This is a genomic window from Chitinilyticum litopenaei DSM 21440 (assembly GCF_000428145.1).
Classification (GTDB): Bacteria; Pseudomonadota; Gammaproteobacteria; order Burkholderiales; family Chitinibacteraceae; genus Chitinilyticum; species Chitinilyticum litopenaei.
Genome location: NZ_ATZJ01000006.1, coordinates 1 through 18,271, shown reverse-complemented (window position 1 = coordinate 18,271; position 18,271 = coordinate 1). Strand labels below are relative to the sequence as shown.

Genomic DNA, 18,271 nt, shown 5'->3' with positions numbered 1-18,271 from the left:
TTGGACTCATTGACCTTTGGCTAGCTCTTGTTCGGCGGCTCGTTTGAACAAAATCTTGCCGAACGCCTTGACCAGTTGCTTGCACGGCCGAAAGGTTATATTGCGCCGTGTCTTCGCCCTGTTCGGCCGCTTTGCGAAACCAGTTAAGTGCTTGCGGCTTCGTTTGTTAATCAGCCATTTTTAAATTTTTCTTGCGTGACTTGTTGATTAGCAGTAAAGATGTAGCGATTATAGCAACAAGAATCACAATTAAAAAAGGCCATGCAGTAGTTTGGAAAACCATTTCTTTTTGTATTGCAAGCTCTTCTGTCATTGGTTGTTTGCTCTCCCACCAAATGTAAGCATAAGCAATTGCAATCACGATGCAGGCTGTTTTCCCAGAAAATAAATAACTTGAATTTATTCTTGCCGGAGCAAATATAAGTGCTAGAACAATCAGATTGATTTGAATTGCACTGAAATAAGAGGCCCAGATCCAGTCAGATGCACTGATGTTGATCCCGACGCTTTTATTCAGCAAGGAGACTTGGATAACTGGAGCCTCAAATACTAAAACCGTTAGCAGGCAGGAGAGGCAAAGCGCCACTTTGACGAGTTTGCTTGGTGCATCAGGTATAAAATCATTAATTATGAACGATGAAAGTCCATCAGTATCAGTAGTTCCGTTTTGCTCATTTGCTTCGCTGGAATACCAACGCAAGGAGTAAACAAAATAAAGCAGATATGCAGTCCATTGCAGGTATGCACCCCAGCCCGGGCTACTTCCCGGAATGCTGGCATATTCGTTAAGTTTTTGGACTGACTGTACTTGAACGATAAATAGCACCACTAGGCTAATTATAGAGAATAAAACACTCCACCAACGCAAGTCGGGTATTTTGCTCCATTTAAATACTCGCAAAAAGCCAAGGCAAGTTCCAGTAAGTGCCAAGAGCGGTAATAGCCATGCCAAACCACCTACATAACTGATGTCATTGTAAACATATTCAAATGTTCCGAGTGGAGTCGGCTGATGGGCAAGATTGCCAAATGCACCGATTAGTGCTAAGAAACCTAATAAAACAAAAAAATAACTCTGTTTGTGCATGTGCATTTTACCTAAAAGTTGATATTGCTATAACTGATGGGGGGTATATTTTGCTAGCAGTATTTACTGGGACTGGGTCATTGATTTGGGAGTGAATCAAAGGTTGGGTTAACCTGTGCTCTAATTTTACAGTCATAGGAATACTTAATAATGTAACCACCGTCTTTGCATAAAGACTAGCAGTTTCACTGACTGTTCCTAGGAATGCAGCTAATTGTTATCTTCCAAAACCGACAAAGTCCTCCCAGTATTTAATATTTTTTGTGTTGCAGCTTGTGTAATACGTGTTGCAAAGCACATATGCAGCATCAATAGCTGCTTGTGAATCATCAAAACCTGTGACGTATCCACAGCCATTCTCCCCACAAGTGACTGCTCCATAACCCGGGCCTTTGCCACGTAAATCAACTTTGCATTGTTTGGCTAAATGACCTACCCCATTTTTTAGTGCATCACTACGACATGCTTTAACGGCATTTTCATCGGCTAGTTTCTGTGTTGGGTAGTTATATGCATATCCAAAGGCTTCCGTAGCATGGTTTTTGACGGTGGCAACAGCTGTATGTGCTAGAGCCATCGGACACCAAAAAGAAATAGAAAAAATGCAGATAGTGATAATGATTTTTGAATGGTTTTTCCAATTCATTTCATAGTGTCCTTTAAATTTGATTGCCAATGTTATTGGCTTCCGCGGCACGGCAGTCGAAAACTCATTGTTGAGTGCTGCTCGGATTTTATGTGTAATTGCATTCGGCCTTGTCCGATGTATTAAAGGGTTTAAGGTCGCTTAGCTTGCTCCTGCACCCTTTAAAATACCAATTACTTCTTCATCGGTGGCATAGCGAAGTGGTGTTTTTCCGCTGTTATCTGCTGATTTCAAATCCACGCCACGTGCTTTAACGAATAAATCGACGGTAATGGCGTCGCCGCGTTTAATGGCGTCAACAAATTGGTCCCGATTTGAATAAGTCAGGCCAATACCTAAAAGCTCTTTGCGAGCTGCAAGAGCTGCTTGGGTGTTGCTGGCGGATTGTCTGTTTTTTTGCTGTTGGGCGGCTAGAGGGTCTGCGCTGACGACTTTGCCTTCCATCGCTGGTTGCAGTTGCACTAAAGTGGCTTGCAAACCCATATTTTTCAAATCAGAGTCGATTTGATTCATGGTTGAGCCAACAAACTTGCTGGTATCGCCTAAACCAACTGCCTTTGTAATCATTTTACCCAGTAGTGCGCCTGAAAGTAGTGAGCTGGTGCCTACTTGTTCAGAAAACCGTGCGTAATAGTTGATGCGCATGCCTGTGCGATAAGGAAATACACAAGCCATCATCATCGTGCTATCACCGTATTGCGCCATGCTGTTGTCCATCGTGGTGATCTGGAAAGTATGGCCGTTGCAGCTGGGCATCGGGATGGTGATGCCCATGACGGTGATGCCTTTGAATTCCATTTTGTTCGGGAACTCTGGCGGTTCATCTGCTTGCACTGGGCGAGTGGCATGGGCAGATGTGGCCTGTACGCGGATTGAGTCTTTCAACTGGTCGTACAGTGCATCTGGGTTGGTAACGTTCGGAATGTCCCAAATCGCGAAGTATTCCTTGCTGTTGTTGGTTTCTTTCGTTACATCATCCAGCAGGCCTGCGTTTGCGCTAGATGCTAGTGCAAGCAAAGCGGTGGTGCGCAAGATATGGTTGTATTTAGTTGTGATCTTTCCCACTGCGCCATCTCCGAATATTAGAATTTATGAAAACTTAGCTGTTAAATTCCATAATATTTTTTTGTTTCTGCTGAGTTCGAGCTTACCTCCGTTGGCATAAAAGTTCAAATATATGATGCTGGAGTAATCGGAATAACAACGTGGATACATCCGCACGCATGAGGGATGGCTGTACTTGGCGGTGGTGCTTGATCTGTTCTCACGGCAGGTGATTGGTTGGTCGATGCAGTCACGCATCGACAGGGAGCTGGTCTTGAATGCCTTGTGGATGGCGGTATGGCGACGCCAGCCCACGCAGGAGGTGCTCGTGCATTCCGATCAGGGAAGCCAGTTCAGCAGTTATGACTGGCAGAACTTCTTGAAGGCGCATCGTTTGGTGCCGAGCATGAGACGGCGCAGGAATTGCCACGACAATGCGGTTGCGGCGAGCTTCTTCCAGTTGTTGAAGCGGGAGCGCATCAAGCGAAAAACCTATAACGACCGGGAAGAAGCCCGGCGGGACATCTTCGACTACATCGAGCTGTTCTACAACCCGAAGTGTCGTCACGGTTCCGCAAATGGGCTATCGCCGGTAGAGTTTGAAAAGCAGTATTTCCAACGGCTCAAGAGTCTCTAGAAAAGTTGGTGAGATTCAGTTGGCTTGCTTCGATGATTTTGGGCTTGGCTGAGTTTTGAGTGTCGAGATGTGTGCCACAAAGCATAGCGACTGGCGCAGATGTTGACTTGAAGCGAAGTGCTGTTGCTGTTTTAAAGCCCAAAGGGTCGAATTCCGCAGCAAAAATAGTCCGCTTTATGGCTATTTGCAGCGTCGTGGAGGGCGATGCTCGACGCCTACGGCGAGTACGTGCAAGGAGGAGCTAATGAATTCATCAGGTTGAGCAATAATTGAGCTTGCGAAATTTTGCGACTCCTGATGGAAAGCCATCCCAATGGCTGGTCATTGGCTACGGTCAGCATGACAGGGGGGGCTCCGCCAGACCGAGACAATGTTACGGAACACAGTTTCCCCAAAGGGAAAATGAATGTGAGCGTTAATTGATGATGGGCTTTGAGTGGATTTTCTCAAAGCCCATCATCATATGTGATGAGGTATGGCCCCCCCCTTGACAAAAAACTTGGTCGCAGAGGCCCCAGCCGAATTCGAGATGCCGCGTCCAGCGGAGAACATTGAGATTGTCCGACGTTTTGCGCAGTATGTTTGTAATTGGTGTATCCATATATCAGTTCGGCAGGGCTGCATATTTTAGCGGGGAATCCGTGATTTTGATTTTGCTGTGTTTTTCCAGCGTTTTTTGATAATTTCATGTGGTTTTCTCATGAGGTGACAAAGCTCCGATGTTGTTAGCTATACGTAGTTTCAACGGCACTAGGAGATTTTATATGCAATACATCCAGCTACGCCCAAGCGATAGAAAGATCAACCTGCTTGCAGGTTTTGCGAAGTTTGGCTTTCTGAGTTTTGATGAAGCATGCGCCATTCAGTGCGGCAATATCAAAACGACAAGAAGCGATTTGGCATACCTTTTTCGGCAAGGATTGCTGGCAAAAAGGAAGATTACTGGTTTTAGGCCAGACATCATTTTCATTACGAAAAAGGGAGTAAGTTTCGTATCTGCACATTTTGAAACTGGAGTGCGCCACCATGCAGATTATGCCAAGACTAGCATGGGGCGACGGGTTCACAGGATGTACACAGCCAACATCATGCTGGCAAGGCGGTTGCAAATCACTGCCCGTCGGCTAGAAAAGACAGTGAATACCTCGGCAAACTCAGTGGATGCCATCAGTAAGGTTAATCGACTGCTGGCAAGAGTATCACTGATTTCCGAGTTGGACTTCTACGTCGATAAAGCCCGTTACACTTGCAAAGGAAAACTCGCCGATGGGCTGATTATGACGCGATCTACCGATCCGAACGAACCCGCAGCAGTGACTTGGATAGAAAACGAGAAAACCCCCAAAGGGCAGAAGCAATTTCGTCATTTAGCTACTTTTCTGACTGGTATTCGATTAGATAAAAGTCAGGCGATTCAAGGAAATCGGGCGTCGCAAATGCTAGCAAGCATTCAGCTGTTGCACGGTGCAGCACAGCTCAGGAACGTGTTGTTTTACGTAAATACATCACCTCGTGGCGCAGGGGATTTTGAAAGCAGATTGAAAAATAGGTTAGACGATGAAACTTACGATTATTTAACAAGCATGCAATTCATCAAGTTTATCCCTTATGCATTAAGCGATTATTTGCACCATAAAACTCCGACTGCTTCCGTCATTGCTTCAAGCGCATATTTGGACAAGAATTTTTCGCTAGTCTTTGATCCAAATTCGAATTGCTGACTATACCTAGTAGGCCATACGATGTGATGCTCATATTTTGGAGCACACTGCACTTGATTTCGACTTCGTGTCGGTAATAGCCCCGCCAATTTCGGCGGGGCTTTTATTTTTTGCGAGTTCATCAAGCACGGTGCTTCGGGCATATACTTTCAATTGTTGCGATCAAATCCTAGAGACCAAATGAACGCACAAAGAAATATCCAACCACCTGCAAGTGGTTGGACATCAGAGGGGGGGGAGTGAAGAGGAATCACGTCTATGTAGTGTAGCGATTATTTGGTGTTTTCAGCGTTCTACCTCCATTTAATAACCACAATTGGGGGGGCGCGAATGACGAAATCACAATACAAATACATCAGGCAGAACATCGCTGAGCGAATAAGTTGGGGCAGGCCTGACATTCAGGCTGCCGCGATAGAAAAAGCCAATCAATGCCTTGAGTACATCCAAGCGAATTTCAGCCATCTTGAGCTGGAAAACAAAAATTTCCTGATCCCCGAGCACCATATTCATCGTTTAAAAGACGAGATTTTTGGTCAGTTTCCATCGTTTTCCAGCCTTTATGATCAGAAAATTTATGTCCCGCCTACGCTAAAATGGGTGCTCGGTAAGGCGACAAATCCCAAAAACTGGCGAAGGCTGTACAGGGCGAATGTTCTGCAAGCGGTTGAACTTGCGGCGCAGAAGAGAAAGCAAATTGGTGGTGATTCGGGTCAGTCCTATGCCTCTAAGGCAGCGATTTCGCACAAAAAATCACAAATCGATGCTTGTCGCCAGTTTGCGAAAAGTCGAGTTCTGTTCGATTCAAGGCGAGCAGAGAAATGTGCAATAACACCGCAGAAGCCCGACATAAAATTTGCGGAATGGTACTGCCAGCTACAAGCGATGCGTCTGCTGGCAGAGCATCAAGGGTTAACTTCTGGCGGAATGTTGACCATTACTTTGCCTCCTGAATATCACTCGAATCCCAAAGAAGCCAAAGACCGTACAAACACACCACAATGGACTTCCAAGCACACCATCAAGCGTGGCGCAAAACTGATCACTGACTATTTCAACGCTGTCAAAGCGGTGCTATTGAAATGCAAGATCAAGCTGCTTGCCGTCAAGGTGGAGGAGCCACAAGAGGATGGCACACCACATTACCACATCGTCATTTGGTATAAACCTGAATGGTTTGATGCCATTAAGCACCGATTGGTGATGGATTTGCCAAGGCTATATGGCCACAGGAGCACAATCACAGGCCAAGGTTTCAGCTTTAAACATAATATTGGGTTGGTGATCCGTACTCGTACAGCAAATGTCATTGAACGTGCAGATGACAAGTTGAAATATCAAATCAACAACAGGCAAGGCACTGTTTATGCCATTCATAATGGCAGTCCATCGAAAGGAGAGGCATTTGATTTAAACAAAGGCGGAGGCGGCGTCAGGTTTGATCTGGAGGCAATTTCTTCCAAAATGATCCCGCCCGACCAGCTTTCGCCCATATCAGGTAAACAGTCATTAATCAGTTACCTGATCAAATACATCTCAAAAGGAATTCCAAAATCTGGTGTGCTGACAGATTCGGTTTTAGCTGTCATGGCACATAGAAGTGCTCATGGACTGAAGGCGATGCAGGCATCGGGAATTCCTGATGGCTCGCTTGGTGTATGGGATGTGGCCTTACACACTCCAGAACATGTGCTGAAAGCCTTAGAAAAAAGACCGGACAAAACCGAGCGAACCGAAATCCTGATCAATTTGATCAGGCATTGTAAAAAGATGCCTTCGGCATGGTCGAACTCGAACGATCAGGTGCAGTTTCATACAAGGCTTTTCGAACTCTGGGTGTGGATGCAGAAAAACGCAGATACTTACAAAGTTGAAGTACTGAAAGAAATTCAGCCCGACAAATCAAGCGGTAAGGTCACTGGACTAATGGTATACGACGTACAACGGCTTGCCGTTCTAATGCGTGACAATCCGGCTCAAATCAAAGTCAAGCAACGACAAAGGGAAATCAAAAGCTTACAAAAAAAGGTCATTGACTGGGCGCGTGCAGGTAAAAACATTTATCCACTGCAGGAAGAACTGTCAAAGCAAAGACAATTGTTGATTCTGCGAAAGCAGCGCCTATTGGTTCGAAAAAATCAACAGAAACTAGCTATAGCAACCACGGTCAAGACTAAATTGGGTGATTACAAAATTACTACACATAACCATCGTGACAGTTACATGGCATATCTTACGCAGTTAAATGTATTGGCAAGGTCTGGTGAACCAGCCCAAGAACATCATCAAGACGAAAACAAAAATGTGTCCGTTTTAAAAAATCCAAATTATACGAGTGTGGGGAATGACTCAGTATTAACAACTGATCACACACAAAAACTGATTGAACACGCCATTCTTGGTGCGTCCACTGATTCAGATTTGGCGCAGAACATTGCCATTTATGCGCCAATTGGTAAAAACCACGCCATCATGGCCGCAGCAGGTTCAGGCAAGACTTATGTGCTCATCAGAAGAGTCCAAATCATGCTCAAAGCGGGGATTTCTGCATCCTCAATTCTGGTAACCACCTACACCAGTCATACTGCGAATGAACTTAAAACAAGACTGGCTGAATTAGGAATCACCAAAGTTATGGTGGGGACGCTGCATCATTTTGCAGGTCAAGTGCTTGCTCAGAACGGTGCTTCACATGCTTGTAATAGCTACGATCAACTGATCGTTTTAGCAGCAAAAGTTGCAATCAAAGAATTTCATGTTCTGGCTGACGAAGCTCAGGATTTGGATGCGGATCAGTGGCAGCTGCTTCACGCATTGGGTGCATCAATCTACGCAGTCGGTGATGCGAGGCAATCCATCTATGGCTGGAGAGGTGCAGAATCTACGCAGTTTATCCATTTTCTAAATTCCTGCCAGCGAGACCTGTTTGGTACTTCGGGCCGTATATTAATGACTCATAGTAGGAGGTCATGTGCTGCAATTATTGGCTTAGCCAACAAGCTAGCCAGTGACTATGCCTCATCCATTGCAATCAAGCGAGGCGGCTCAGTAATTAGCAAGCAGTGTAAAGATGAGGTATCGGAGCATCAACAAATTATCACTTTCGTCCAAAATCAGCAGAGTCATTCACTTGTGCTTACAAGGCAGAACTCCGAACGAATTAAAATCAAAAAACGATTATGGGAAAAAGGCCTTGCTAACAAAGCAAGCGTCATGACTATTCATGCTGCAAAAGGAGCTGAGGCTGAGAATGTTGTTTTGCGATGCGGGAAAAGGAAGCGTGCAGAAGTCGATGGTCTGGAAACGACTAACGAATGGTATGTGCGTATCACAAGAGCCAAGAAAAGTTTACTGATTACTGCTGTGGGTGGCTTGCCTACCGCATTTTTACAGGCTTTGGAGTAGTCATTGTGAGCTGTACAAAACAATGGCAGTTCTACGAACTGCCAGGTGCCCGTTTTTGAATAAAAATCTAAATAACGCCATCCAAGCAAGGAAAGCGCACTGCTTCGACCGCATCCTTAAGCATGGATGTTAATGTTTTGTTAGCATAAATCTCAGAGTTGATCCCTGTCGGTGCATGCCCTGAGGCGGCTTCTCGAATTTCTTCGGTTACGCCATTGTCTTTCATGGATTGGTTAAAGTGTTTGCGTAAACTGTGAAAAACCTTTTCTGGGTCATTAATTCCGTGCCCTGTTTTATATCGACCGAACCAAGTTGAAGTTGAACCGCCCCATTTGTTTTTCGCAGTCCAAGTCAACTCTGGGAATAGTCTTCCGGTTTTTGCTTGCGAATTGGCGTATTCGAGTAGGCCAAGCTGGATCAGTTTCGAATGGATCGGGGTGTTGCGTTCGCTGTACTCTGTTTTAATGCTTTGGTCGTTATCATCTGCGCTTTCTTGCACCCGGAAGCACCAAATGCCATCATGCTGCTTAATATCTGCGACAAGCAATTGGCAGGCTTCGTTCAGTCGTAGCCCTGCATACAAGCCAATCAATGGCACCCAGTATTGGGCTGGTCGTTTGGCATTGAATTTCAGGTGACTTTGCGCGAATAGGGCTACAAGTTCGGTGTCATTGAAGAGTTTATATGTTTTTTTCTGTTTGTTTCGCTTGTCATTTTTTTTGAAACGAACACCTTCAAACGGTGAGCGTTTAAAAAATGTCAGCGCGGAGTTTGAGCTGAAAATTTCCAGCACAGTGAGCCATTTGCGTTTTACTGTGGTGAATGAAAGCGTGCCTTCCAGCTCTCTTGCACGGTCGATTTTGGTTTTCCAGTCTGGTGTCAGTGTGAATTTTTGAGGCAATTGCTGGATTAAGGTAAAAAGCTCATGGACGCGTTCATCCGTTACATCAGAGCAGACAGCTTCCGCTCCAAAGAACCCCGTCAAGATGCCATAAATGACTTCTTTGAGCGAGGTGATTTGCGCCACACCCACACCAGATAGCGTTTTTTCTTCAATATACATTTCGTATATTTTGCTGAGTTTGCCGTCTTGCTTGATGTTCATCTCTGCGCTTTTCAGCGTTTTGATTAAATCGCTTACAAGCTGGTTTGAAGTGGGCTGAGCAGCAACACGTCTTTGCTCTTCTTCGTGCGTGGCAGCCATCATAGCCATGCCTTCGCGTCTAGCGCCTAGCCACTCGTAATGGCGTGTAAATGCAGCGCCTTCAGTCTCAATGGCTTCAATTTGGTCTTTACTAAGCTCAAGTTCTGGTTGTGGATCGGGGGCTGTCCAGCTATCCCAATAGGTGCCGTTTTCAATGGCTGCAATACTGGCATCGCGCAACTCTTGTTCAAGCATTTCTTCGACGGTAGGGATGGGTTTGACCATTTTTAGCATCTGCAATTGAAAGCTAATCTGGATTTTGGCACATCTGAGGATTGCAGTCTTACGATCTGATGTCCGGAGTGATTTCCAAATCTCTGTTTTTTTGAAGTGGCTGATTAATGTACTGGGGATGCGGCAACGGAAGTAATAAATGCCGTTGCGTTTGCTGAGGTGAGCCATGGCCGCTGTCCTTTGTGTAGCACGCTGTGTAGCAGTGCGTGTAACAAATCCAGCTGAGTAAATTTCGGGCAATAAAAAAGCCCTGATTTATCAAGGCTTTAGTGTTTTATTCAAGAGTGTGGCGGAAGCGGTGAGATTCGAACTCACGGGGGACGTAAATCCCCGACGGTTTTCAAGACCGCTGCCTTAAACCACTCAGCCACGCCTCCGTCCTGATGCCGTTGCCGGAGGCAACAGCGGGCGCAAGTTTAGCAAAAGAACGCCGCGCTTGCACCGTTTCCGTTCAGTTATCCAGTTTCTCCAGTACCGCGAAATTGGCCAGCATGCAGGAGGTCGTGCGCTCCAGTGCGGGCGACAGGCGAATGCGGTAGGCCTTGCCCTGGGCGGCGAGCCGGTATTCGCGCTGTTCGGCAAAATCCTCCAGCGCCACCATCAGGAAGCGGCTCTGGTAGGCGGTGGTGTTTTCCGGTGAGTAGAGTGCCTTGCGCGCGCCGCCGCCCTGCAGCTCGGCCAGCTCGACCAGGATGGGTGTGTGTGTGAGCGTTTCGATGCCGACCAGCACCTGGCCGTCCAGCCGCTTGTTGATCCGGCGGACGATGGCGATGCTGGGCGGGGTTTCCGGCGCATCGCTGATGCCGATCAGTTCACCCACCAGCAGCTGGTCGTCAATCAGGCTCTGATAGCGCACGCCCAGCCCTGTTGCGCTTTCATTCACCACTTCCCACTGTTGCAGGCTGCCGCGCGGCGCCGTTTTGTCCGGCTCGGTGTAGCGGCGCAGAACCTGGGCAAAGCCGCGTTGCACGAGCACTTTCTTGCTGGTGAGCTGGCGTTCGGTTTTGCGGATGGGGGCGGGCGTGTCGCGTGACCACAGGTCGATCAGGCTGCGCAGCAGTTCCTGGTTGGCTGCGGTGGCCGACGCTTCCGGCAGCTCCAGGTGTTCCGGCGGTACGCCGCGCTGCAGTTGTTCGCTGACATCCTTCAGGTGGGTGATCAGCGCTTCGGTGTACCAGTAGCGCCAGTTCTCGCCAACCATGTCGCGCCGCAGGCGCTTCGGAGGTGAAGTGCCGGCGATATTGACGGCAAACAGCTGGCGGTTCGGGCGAATCTGGTCTTCCAGGTCGATGCGGTGTGACCAGTGCCCCAGCCATTCGCTGATCAGTTCGATCTGCTCGGGCTGCAGCTTGTCCGGATTGGCGAGCGCCAGCATCAGGATGCGGATGTATTCATGCCGGATGGTTTCGCCCGGTGTGTCGCTGTAGGCGTTCTGCGGGGCGATGGCGAAGCCTTGCTGTTCGGCGAACTGGTAGAGCTTGTTGAGCCGACGCCAGGTGCGCGGGTCGATTTCCATGTAGCGCAGGTAGGCCCATTTGATGTGTTCGCCAAAGTAGCGCATGGCGCGCAGGCTGAAGCGCTGCAGTTGTTCTTCCAGGCCGCGGGCATTGGTCTGGCTGGCCTGTTTCAGGCACAGGCGATAAGCCTCGCCCATGTCGTTCCAGAAGGCAAGCAGGGTGGGTAGTACCTGCTGCGGCGTTGCGCCGGTGTCGATCTGGCGGCCGTAATAGATGTCGACCAGATGCTTTTGCAGGCCGCGGGCCTTTTCGTCCAGATAGGGGACGGTGCGCATCCGTTCCTTGAGGCTGATCTGGGTGTTGCCGTTCAGTTGCTGGAGCGCTTTGACGATTTCAATCTGGGCGTTGAGGATGTCGCTTTCCGGCAATTCCTGCATCAGCAGGGTTGCGGATTTCAGATCGTGTACGCCTTCCTGTTCCTTGCGGGAGAACAGGGCGCTGATCAGGCCTTTGAAATCGAACATGAGTCAGTGGTCCTGAAAATGGTTTGCTTGCTGAGAGGGTAATCTGCGCCCTGTTGCGGCGCAATAGTCGGGCAGGAATCGCGCGATTCGCGCCACGGCTTCGGCCAGTCGGGGTAGCGGCTGGCTGTAGGCGATCCGCAAAGCCTGCCGCGTGCCGTGAGCGCCAAAGTCGCGACCTGGCGTGACAGCCACGCCTTCGGCCTGCAGCAGGGCGCTGGCGAAATGCTCGGCGTCGTCGCTCAGTTGCTGGCAGTCCAGCCAAAGATAAAACGCGCCATCGCCTCTGGCCATTGGGGGCAGCCCCAGTCCCGGCAGTGCCTGCAGCAGAAAATCGCGGCGGCGTGCCAGTTCCTGGCGGCGGCTTTCCAGAAGGGCCAGCGTTTCGGGGGTAAATGCCGCCAGCGCGGCGTGCTGGGCCGGCGTGGGCGGGGCAAGGAACAGGTTCTGCGCCAGTTTTTCCAGTTCCGGTGCTGCCCAGGCTGGGGCGACCAGCCAGCCCAGCCGCCACCCCGTCATCTGGAAAAACTTGGAGAAGCTGTTCACGACAAACAGTTCCTGGCTGAGGCGCAGGGCGGTGTCGTGTGGACTGTCGTAAACCAGCCCCTGGTATATCTCGTCAACGATTAGCGCTATTTGGCTCTGGCTGCATACCTCGGCTAGTATTGCCATGTCGCTTGCGGAAAGCACGGCGCCGGTCGGGTTGGCCGGGCTGGCCAGCAGGGCGGCGACGGTGCGCGGGCCAGCATGGCGGGTGATCAGTTCCGGTGTCAGCTGGAAGTTGCTGGCGGCATCGACCGGAATATTGACGGGCTTGCCTTCCAGCAGGCTGACCAGATGCCGGTTGCAGGGATAGCCCGGATCGGTCAGCAGCACTTCGTCGTCACGCCCGACCAGCAGGGCAAGAATCAGCTGCAGTGCGCCCGAGGCGCCGGGCGTGATGATGATGCGTGCGGGGTCAACAATGACGCCGAGTCGCGCGGCGTAAAAGCCGGCAATGGCGGCGCGCAGGGCCGGCAGGCCACAGGCGCCGGTGTAGAAGGTCTGTCCGTTTTGCAGGGCGGCAATGCCGGCATCGATGATCGGTTGCGGTGTCGGAAAATCCGGTTCGCCGACTTCCAGGTGAATCACGTCGCGGCCGCTGGCTGCCAGGGCTTGCGCTTCGGCGAGGATGCGCATGACGTGAAAGGGCTCGATCGCCCGCAGGCGTGGGGCGGTATGCGGCATGGCGGCCTCTGTTTATGCTAAAATTCAGTAGTTTAAGCGGCCCGCCAATCTGGCGGGCCGGTGTTTTTCCCATTTTAATGCCTTGGTCACACCTGACGGTGCGGCCAATGCGCCACGCGTGCGGCACACAATACAGACATGATCAGTACTTCCAACATCACGATGCAATTCGGCGCGAAACCCCTCTTCGAGAAGGTTTCGGTCAAGTTTGGCGATGGCAACCGCTATGGCCTGATCGGCGCCAACGGTTGCGGCAAATCCACCTTCATGAAAATCCTCGGCGGCGATCTGGAGCCGAGTGCCGGCAACGTCAGCCTTGAGCCGGGCGTGCGTCTGGGCAAACTCAAGCAGGATCAGTTCGCCTACGAAGAGCAGCGCGTGATCGATGTGGTGATGCAGGGTCACGCCGAACTGTGGGCGGCGATCCACGAGCGTGACGCAATCTACGCGAATCCGGACGCGACGGAAGACGATTACATGCACGCCGCCGAGCTGGAAGGCAAGGTCGCCGAATACGACGGCTACACGGCCGAGGCGCGCGCGGGCGCGCTGCTGCTGGGGGCTGGCATTCCGATCGAGCTGCACAACGGCCCGATGAGCGAAGTGGCGCCAGGCTGGAAGCTGCGCGTGCTGCTTGCGCAGGCGTTGTTCTCCGATCCGGACGTGCTGCTGCTCGACGAGCCGACCAACAACCTGGACATCAACACCATCCGCTGGCTGGAGCACACGCTGAACGAGCGCGAATCCACCATGCTGATCATTTCGCATGATCGCCACTTCCTGAACCAGGTGTGCACGCACATTGCCGACGTTGATTATGGCGAGATCCGCATTTATCCGGGCAATTACGACGACTACATGCTGGCCGCCACGCAGGCGCGCGAGCGCCTGCTGACCGACAACAGCAAGGCCAAGGAAAAGGTGGCCGAGTTGCAGGCCTTTGCCGCGCGCTTTGCCGCGAACAAGTCCAAGAGCCGCCAGGCCACCTCGCGCCTGAAGCTGGCCGACAAGATCAAGGAAAACATGGTCGAGGTGAAGCCCTCCTCACGCCAGAATCCTTATATCCGCTTCGACATGGATGACAAGGCCAAGCTGCACCGCCAGGCCTTTGAGGCGGCCAATCTGTCCAAGTCCTTCGACAAGCCGCTGATCCAGAGCCTGAACCTGATTCTGGAAGCCGGCCAGAAGATCGCTGTAATCGGCGGCAATGGCGTGGGCAAATCCACACTGATGAAGCTGCTGGTCGGTGAGCTCAAGCCCGATGCCGGCTCCGTGAAGTGGGCGGAAAAGGCGCAGCCGGGCTACTTCGCCCAGGATCACGAAGCGGATTTCGAAAAGGATGAAACGCTGTTCGACTGGATGAAGAACTGGGGTCAGCCCGGTGATGACGACCAGGTGATTCGCGGCATTCTTGGTCGTCTGCTGTTTTCCGGCGACGATGTGAAGAAATCGGTGAAAGTGTTGTCCGGTGGCGAGAAGGGGCGCATGTTGTACGGCAAGCTCATCCTGCAAAAGCCCAATGTGCTGATCATGGATGAGCCGACCAACCACATGGACATGGAGTCCATCGAGTCGCTGAATATCGCGCTCGAACTTTACAAGGGCACGCTGATCTTCGTGTCGCACGACCGCCAGTTCGTTTCCTCGCTGGCCACGCAGGTGCTGGAGCTGAATGGCGACGGCACATATGAGCACTTCCTTGGCGGTTACGAGGAGTATCTCGAAAGTCGTGGTCTGGAATAAATCACCACGCTCTGCCACGACAGCCCGCCTTTGGCGGGCTGTCTGCATTTTGTGCACTGGATTTGCCTGCCCTGTTCAGCCAAACTGACGGCATGTTACGCGAGCACACCCTTGAGCTGCCGCCTTACCGTGCGCCGCACTGGCTGCCCGGTGGGCACGCGCAGACCATTTACCCCGCATTGATGTTCTGGCGCCGGCATTTGCACTGGCGTCGCGAGGGCTGGATTACGCCTGATCTTGATGCGATTGCGGCCGACTGGCTGGATGGTCGGGTGGGCAAGCCGGTGGTCGTGCTTTTTCATGGCCTGGAAGGGGGCTCCCGCAGCCACTATTCTGCTTCGATCATCGAACGGGTTGGTCGGCAGGGATGGTTTGGTGTGGTGCCGCATTTTCGTACCTGCGGCAATGTCCCCAATCGCTTGCCGAGAGCCTATCACGCGGGCGATTCTGCCGAGATCGACTGGATGCTGCGCCGAGTCAAGGACATGCACCCCGAGGCTCCGGTTTTTGCGGTCGGCGTCTCGCTGGGTGGAAATGCCCTGTTGAAATGGCTGGGCGAACAGGGCGAGCGGGCTCTGGCAGTGCTCGATGCGGCGGCGGCGGTTTCGGTGCCCATGGATCTGGCCGCTGCCGGCAAGGTGCTGGATCAGGGATTCAATCGCCAGGTCTATACGCGTGAGTTCCTGCGAACCTTGCGAATCAAAACCCTGACCGGTCTGAAGCTTAACCAGAATCCGTTTATTGATTTCGAGCGGGTGCGTCGGGTCAAGACCTTGCGCGAATTCGATGATCTGGTCACCGCGCCTCTGCATGGTTTTCATGGCGTGGATCATTACTGGCGTTCTGCCAGCAGCAAGCCGCTGCTGGCTGGCATTGCCGTGCCAACGCTGGTCATCAATGCCCGCAATGACCCCTTCATTCCGGAGGGCAGTTTGCCGGTGCCGGACGAGATGCCCGATGCCGTGCGCTTGCTACAGCCCGACGAAGGCGGGCATGCGGGATTTGTCAGCGGACACCCGCCTGGCCGTTTGAGCTGGCTTCCGGATACGCTGATGCGCTTCTTTAACTATCACTATCACCTGCCGCGCTGAATGGCCCGGCTGGCATGCAGGACTCCCGAAGAGAATGAACAGCAAGTCTGAATTGATGAAAGAACATGTTCCACCGCGTGGCGATATCGTGGCCGCGAATGTTGCGGCGGCGCTGGCGGAAGATGTCGGAGTGTGTGACTGGACCGCCATGTTGATCGCCGAAGGCGCTGTCGCGCATGCGACTGTGATTGTGCGTGAAGCCGCCGTCATTTGCGGTCGCCCCTGGTTTGACGAAGTATTTCGGCAGCTTGACCCGCTGGTGAGTATTGTCTGGCATGTCGCGGAGGGTGATGCCGTTGCGGCGGGTACGCTGCTGTGCTCGCTCTCCGGGCCGGCACGCAGCTTGCTGACGGGCGAGCGCAGTGCGCTGAATTTTCTGCAAACGCTTTCGGCGGTGGCCACCCGGACAGCCTTTTTTGCCGAGAGGGTGGCGGATACTGCGGCCAGGGTGCTTGATACGCGCAAAACCTTGCCGGGCTTGCGGCTGGCTCAAAAATACGCCGTTCGCGTTGGCGGTGGCGATAATCAGCGGCTAGCCTTATACGATGGAGTCTTGATCAAGGAAAACCACATTGCTGCAGCTGGCGGCATTTCTGCTGCGCTGGCAGAGGCAAACAGGCTGGTGCCGCAGGGTGTCGGAATTCAGATCGAAGTCGAAAATCTGCGTGAACTGGAAGAGGCGCTGGCGGCTGGTGCCTCTTCGATACTGCTGGATAACATGAGCCTTGCTGATTTGCGGGAGGCGGTTTCCCGGACGGCTGGCCGGGCGTTGCTGGAGGCGTCCGGTGGTGTCAATGCTGAAACAGTGCGCGCGATTGCCGAAACAGGCGTTGACCGGATCTCCATCGGCGCGTTGACCAAAGACATCCAGTCCATCGATTTATCCATGCGTATCCACGAGGAGTAAGGTCATGAGTAGTGCAGATCGTTCCAGTGAAATGCTTGAAGAGTCCCAGGAGCTCTTGCAGGATGCCGAGCAACTGCTTAGCGAAGCTATCGCCGCCGGTGGCAGTGAGGCCCAGGCCCTCTACGCGAAAGTTGCCGAGCGCTTGCGTGCGGCCAAGGGGCAGCTGATCAATGCAGAGCAGGCCGTTGTGCAGCGTGCCAAGTGTGCAGCCAAAGCCACTGATACATATGTTCATGAGCATCCCTGGCAAGCTGTAGGGATAGCTGCAGCAGTCGGTGTATTGATTGGCATGCTGATCGCGCGCAAATGAGCGACTATCGTCAGCGCTTGCGGGAGTTTTCCGCGCACGCTCTAGGTTTGTGTGAGGTGAGTGCTGAGCTTTTTGCCATTGAATTGCAGGAGGCTATCGAGACGGGGGTCTCCGGCCTGTTCTGGCTTGGGGTTATTGCCGTATTTGGCGGGCTTGCCTGTCTCTTGCTCTCGGTGCTGCTTTTGATCATCTTTTGGGAGACGCATCGCATTATGGTGGCGTCCAGCCTCTGTGCTGCATACCTGGCCGTTGCCGTTTTTGCCTTTTGGCAAGTGCGTCAAAAGCTTCGGGCAGGGCGTTGCCTGTTTGCGTGCAGTCTTGCAGAGTTGCGTGCCGCGATTGCGATGCTGAATGCCAGCGGAGGGCGTGCAGATGGCTAGGAATGAGCAGCTGGCCCGTGCAATTCGCAAGGAGTTTCTGCAGCTCAAGGCGAAGCAGCACCGACTAGTCATGCAAAAAAGTGGCCGGGAGTTGATCAGGCCTGTGCGTTTGCTTGGTGCGTGGTTTGATACGCCGGCAGTGGCATCTTGTTCCGTCGGGCAGGGGGTGGTGTCGCGTTTCTTGCGCGGACCGTGGCCGCGTCTTGCCTTGCAGGTATTCCTTCTATATCGCAAGGTGCGCAAGTGAGTACCCCCCCTGCAAACAAAAACACCGGCTTCTGCTGGTGTTTTTGTTTGCAGGGGGGAGTCCAGGTTGGTTGATTGGCCTGATGAAAATCAAGCGCTTATCGAACTGTGTGGTGATTTTGTGTGGCGGGGTGTTGACGGGTTCGGGTTCGGGCCGTATAGTTCGGCCTCTCTGCTGCTGACGCAGCGAAAGAAACGAAGCGAAACGACAAGTTTAGCGAAGTTTGCAGCGTCAGGGCAACGATCTTTAACAATCTACAGCCGATGAGTGTGAGTGCTTGGTTTGACCAGCACTCGCACTTAAGACAGAAGTAACAAGTACACACTTGTTGATTCTGAGTTTTAAGCAAGCGAGCGCAATTAAGTAGTAACAGTGATTAAACGAAAGAGTTTGATCCTGGCTCAGATTGA

General features: G+C 51.8%; 13 protein-coding genes, 1 tRNA gene and 1 pseudogene. 8 read left to right on the top strand and 7 right to left on the bottom strand.

Features of this window, described 5'->3' with window-relative positions; genetic code table 11:
• Positions 1 to 166: 166 nt before the first annotated feature.
• The 3 genes from C515_RS23450 to C515_RS0103855 all read right to left on the bottom strand — a co-directional run bounded on the left by C515_RS23450 (position 167) and on the right by C515_RS0103855 (position 2,798).
• The gene (locus tag C515_RS23450) at positions 167 to 1,087 is read right to left on the bottom strand and encodes a hypothetical protein (protein WP_144290330.1); all 921 of its coding nucleotides are present in this window, start codon (positions 1,085 to 1,087) and stop codon (positions 167 to 169) included.
• Positions 1,088 to 1,304: 217 nt separating this feature from the next.
• Entirely contained in the window at positions 1,305 to 1,733 is a 429-nt protein-coding gene (locus tag C515_RS23445; protein ID WP_144290329.1) for a hypothetical protein, read from the bottom strand.
• A 141-nt stretch (positions 1,734 to 1,874) separates the two neighbouring features.
• Positions 1,875 to 2,798: a hypothetical protein gene (locus C515_RS0103855; protein ID WP_028454457.1), complete on the bottom strand. Its 924-nt coding sequence runs from the start codon at positions 2,796 to 2,798 to the stop codon at positions 1,875 to 1,877.
• A gap of 145 nt (positions 2,799 to 2,943) precedes the next feature.
• Between C515_RS0103855 and C515_RS19395 the strand changes: the two are divergent.
• From C515_RS19395 to C515_RS22950, 3 genes and pseudogenes are all read left to right on the top strand, one after another.
• Positions 2,944 to 3,414: pseudogene (locus tag C515_RS19395) on the top strand (IS3 family transposase); the annotation flags it as partial.
• A gap of 764 nt (positions 3,415 to 4,178) precedes the next feature.
• Positions 4,179 to 5,135, top strand: coding sequence for a hypothetical protein (locus C515_RS23440; RefSeq protein WP_144290328.1), 957 nt, complete (start codon positions 4,179 to 4,181; stop codon positions 5,133 to 5,135).
• Positions 5,136 to 5,465: 330 nt separating this feature from the next.
• The gene (locus tag C515_RS22950; protein ID WP_144290327.1) at positions 5,466 to 8,540 is read left to right on the top strand and encodes a UvrD-helicase domain-containing protein; all 3,075 of its coding nucleotides are present in this window, start codon (positions 5,466 to 5,468) and stop codon (positions 8,538 to 8,540) included.
• Positions 8,541 to 8,607: 67 nt separating this feature from the next.
• On the opposite strand, the gene C515_RS22270 is transcribed toward C515_RS22950, so the two are convergent.
• The 4 genes from C515_RS22270 to C515_RS19385 all read right to left on the bottom strand — a co-directional run bounded on the left by C515_RS22270 (position 8,608) and on the right by C515_RS19385 (position 13,183).
• Entirely contained in the window at positions 8,608 to 10,146 is a 1,539-nt protein-coding gene (locus C515_RS22270; RefSeq protein WP_051304603.1) for a site-specific integrase, read from the bottom strand.
• A 119-nt stretch (positions 10,147 to 10,265) separates the two neighbouring features.
• Positions 10,266 to 10,355, bottom strand: a tRNA-Ser gene (locus C515_RS0103830).
• 74 nt (positions 10,356 to 10,429) lie between these two features.
• On the bottom strand, positions 10,430 to 11,959 hold the full coding sequence (locus C515_RS0103825) for a cyclic-di-GMP receptor FimW-related protein (RefSeq protein WP_028454456.1): 1,530 nt from the start codon (positions 11,957 to 11,959) through the stop codon (positions 10,430 to 10,432).
• Positions 11,960 to 11,962: 3 nt separating this feature from the next.
• Positions 11,963 to 13,183, bottom strand: a complete 1,221-nt coding sequence (locus C515_RS19385) for an aminotransferase class I/II-fold pyridoxal phosphate-dependent enzyme (RefSeq protein WP_051304602.1) — start codon at positions 13,181 to 13,183, stop codon at positions 11,963 to 11,965.
• 138 nt (positions 13,184 to 13,321) lie between these two features.
• Between C515_RS19385 and C515_RS0103815 the strand changes: the two genes are divergently transcribed.
• The 5 genes from C515_RS0103815 to C515_RS22265 all read left to right on the top strand — a co-directional run bounded on the left by C515_RS0103815 (position 13,322) and on the right by C515_RS22265 (position 17,614).
• Positions 13,322 to 14,926 carry an ABC-F family ATPase gene (locus C515_RS0103815; protein ID WP_028454455.1) on the top strand — a complete coding sequence of 535 codons (1,605 nt, stop codon included), beginning with the start codon at positions 13,322 to 13,324 and terminating at the stop codon, positions 14,924 to 14,926.
• A gap of 62 nt (positions 14,927 to 14,988) precedes the next feature.
• On the top strand, positions 14,989 to 16,017 hold the full coding sequence (locus C515_RS0103810) for a YheT family hydrolase (RefSeq protein WP_308417118.1): 1,029 nt from the start codon (positions 14,989 to 14,991) through the stop codon (positions 16,015 to 16,017).
• A gap of 34 nt (positions 16,018 to 16,051) precedes the next feature.
• Positions 16,052 to 16,924, top strand: coding sequence for a carboxylating nicotinate-nucleotide diphosphorylase (nadC, locus tag C515_RS0103805; protein WP_081686732.1), 873 nt, complete (start codon positions 16,052 to 16,054; stop codon positions 16,922 to 16,924).
• A 4-nt stretch (positions 16,925 to 16,928) separates the two neighbouring features.
• Positions 16,929 to 17,234 carry an ElaB/YgaM/YqjD family protein gene (locus tag C515_RS0103800; protein WP_028454452.1) on the top strand — a complete coding sequence of 102 codons (306 nt, stop codon included), beginning with the start codon at positions 16,929 to 16,931 and terminating at the stop codon, positions 17,232 to 17,234.
• Complete coding sequence (locus C515_RS22265; protein WP_051304601.1) at positions 17,231 to 17,614, top strand: phage holin family protein; 384 nt, start codon at positions 17,231 to 17,233, stop codon at positions 17,612 to 17,614. Before C515_RS0103800 ends, C515_RS22265 begins: the two co-directional genes overlap by 4 nt.
• Positions 17,615 to 18,271: the final 657 nt, after the last annotated feature.

Coding starts and splice junctions, on each gene's coding strand:
- C515_RS0103815 (WP_028454455.1), top strand. CDS start 13,322: ATGATCAGTACTTCCAACATCACGATGCAATTCGGCGCGAAACCCCTC.
- C515_RS22950 (WP_144290327.1), top strand. CDS start 5,466: ATGACGAAATCACAATACAAATACATCAGGCAGAACATCGCTGAGCGA.
- nadC (WP_081686732.1), top strand. CDS start 16,052: ATGAACAGCAAGTCTGAATTGATGAAAGAACATGTTCCACCGCGTGGC.
- C515_RS22270 (WP_051304603.1), bottom strand. CDS start 10,146: ATGGCTCACCTCAGCAAACGCAACGGCATTTATTACTTCCGTTGCCGC.
- C515_RS23450 (WP_144290330.1), bottom strand. CDS start 1,087: ATGCACAAACAGAGTTATTTTTTTGTTTTATTAGGTTTCTTAGCACTA.
- C515_RS19385 (WP_051304602.1), bottom strand. CDS start 13,183: ATGCCGCATACCGCCCCACGCCTGCGGGCGATCGAGCCCTTTCACGTC.
- C515_RS23440 (WP_144290328.1), top strand. CDS start 4,179: ATGCAATACATCCAGCTACGCCCAAGCGATAGAAAGATCAACCTGCTT.
- C515_RS0103825 (WP_028454456.1), bottom strand. CDS start 11,959: ATGTTCGATTTCAAAGGCCTGATCAGCGCCCTGTTCTCCCGCAAGGAA.
- C515_RS22265 (WP_051304601.1), top strand. CDS start 17,231: ATGAGCGACTATCGTCAGCGCTTGCGGGAGTTTTCCGCGCACGCTCTA.
- C515_RS23445 (WP_144290329.1), bottom strand. CDS start 1,733: ATGAATTGGAAAAACCATTCAAAAATCATTATCACTATCTGCATTTTT.
- C515_RS0103800 (WP_028454452.1), top strand. CDS start 16,929: ATGAGTAGTGCAGATCGTTCCAGTGAAATGCTTGAAGAGTCCCAGGAG.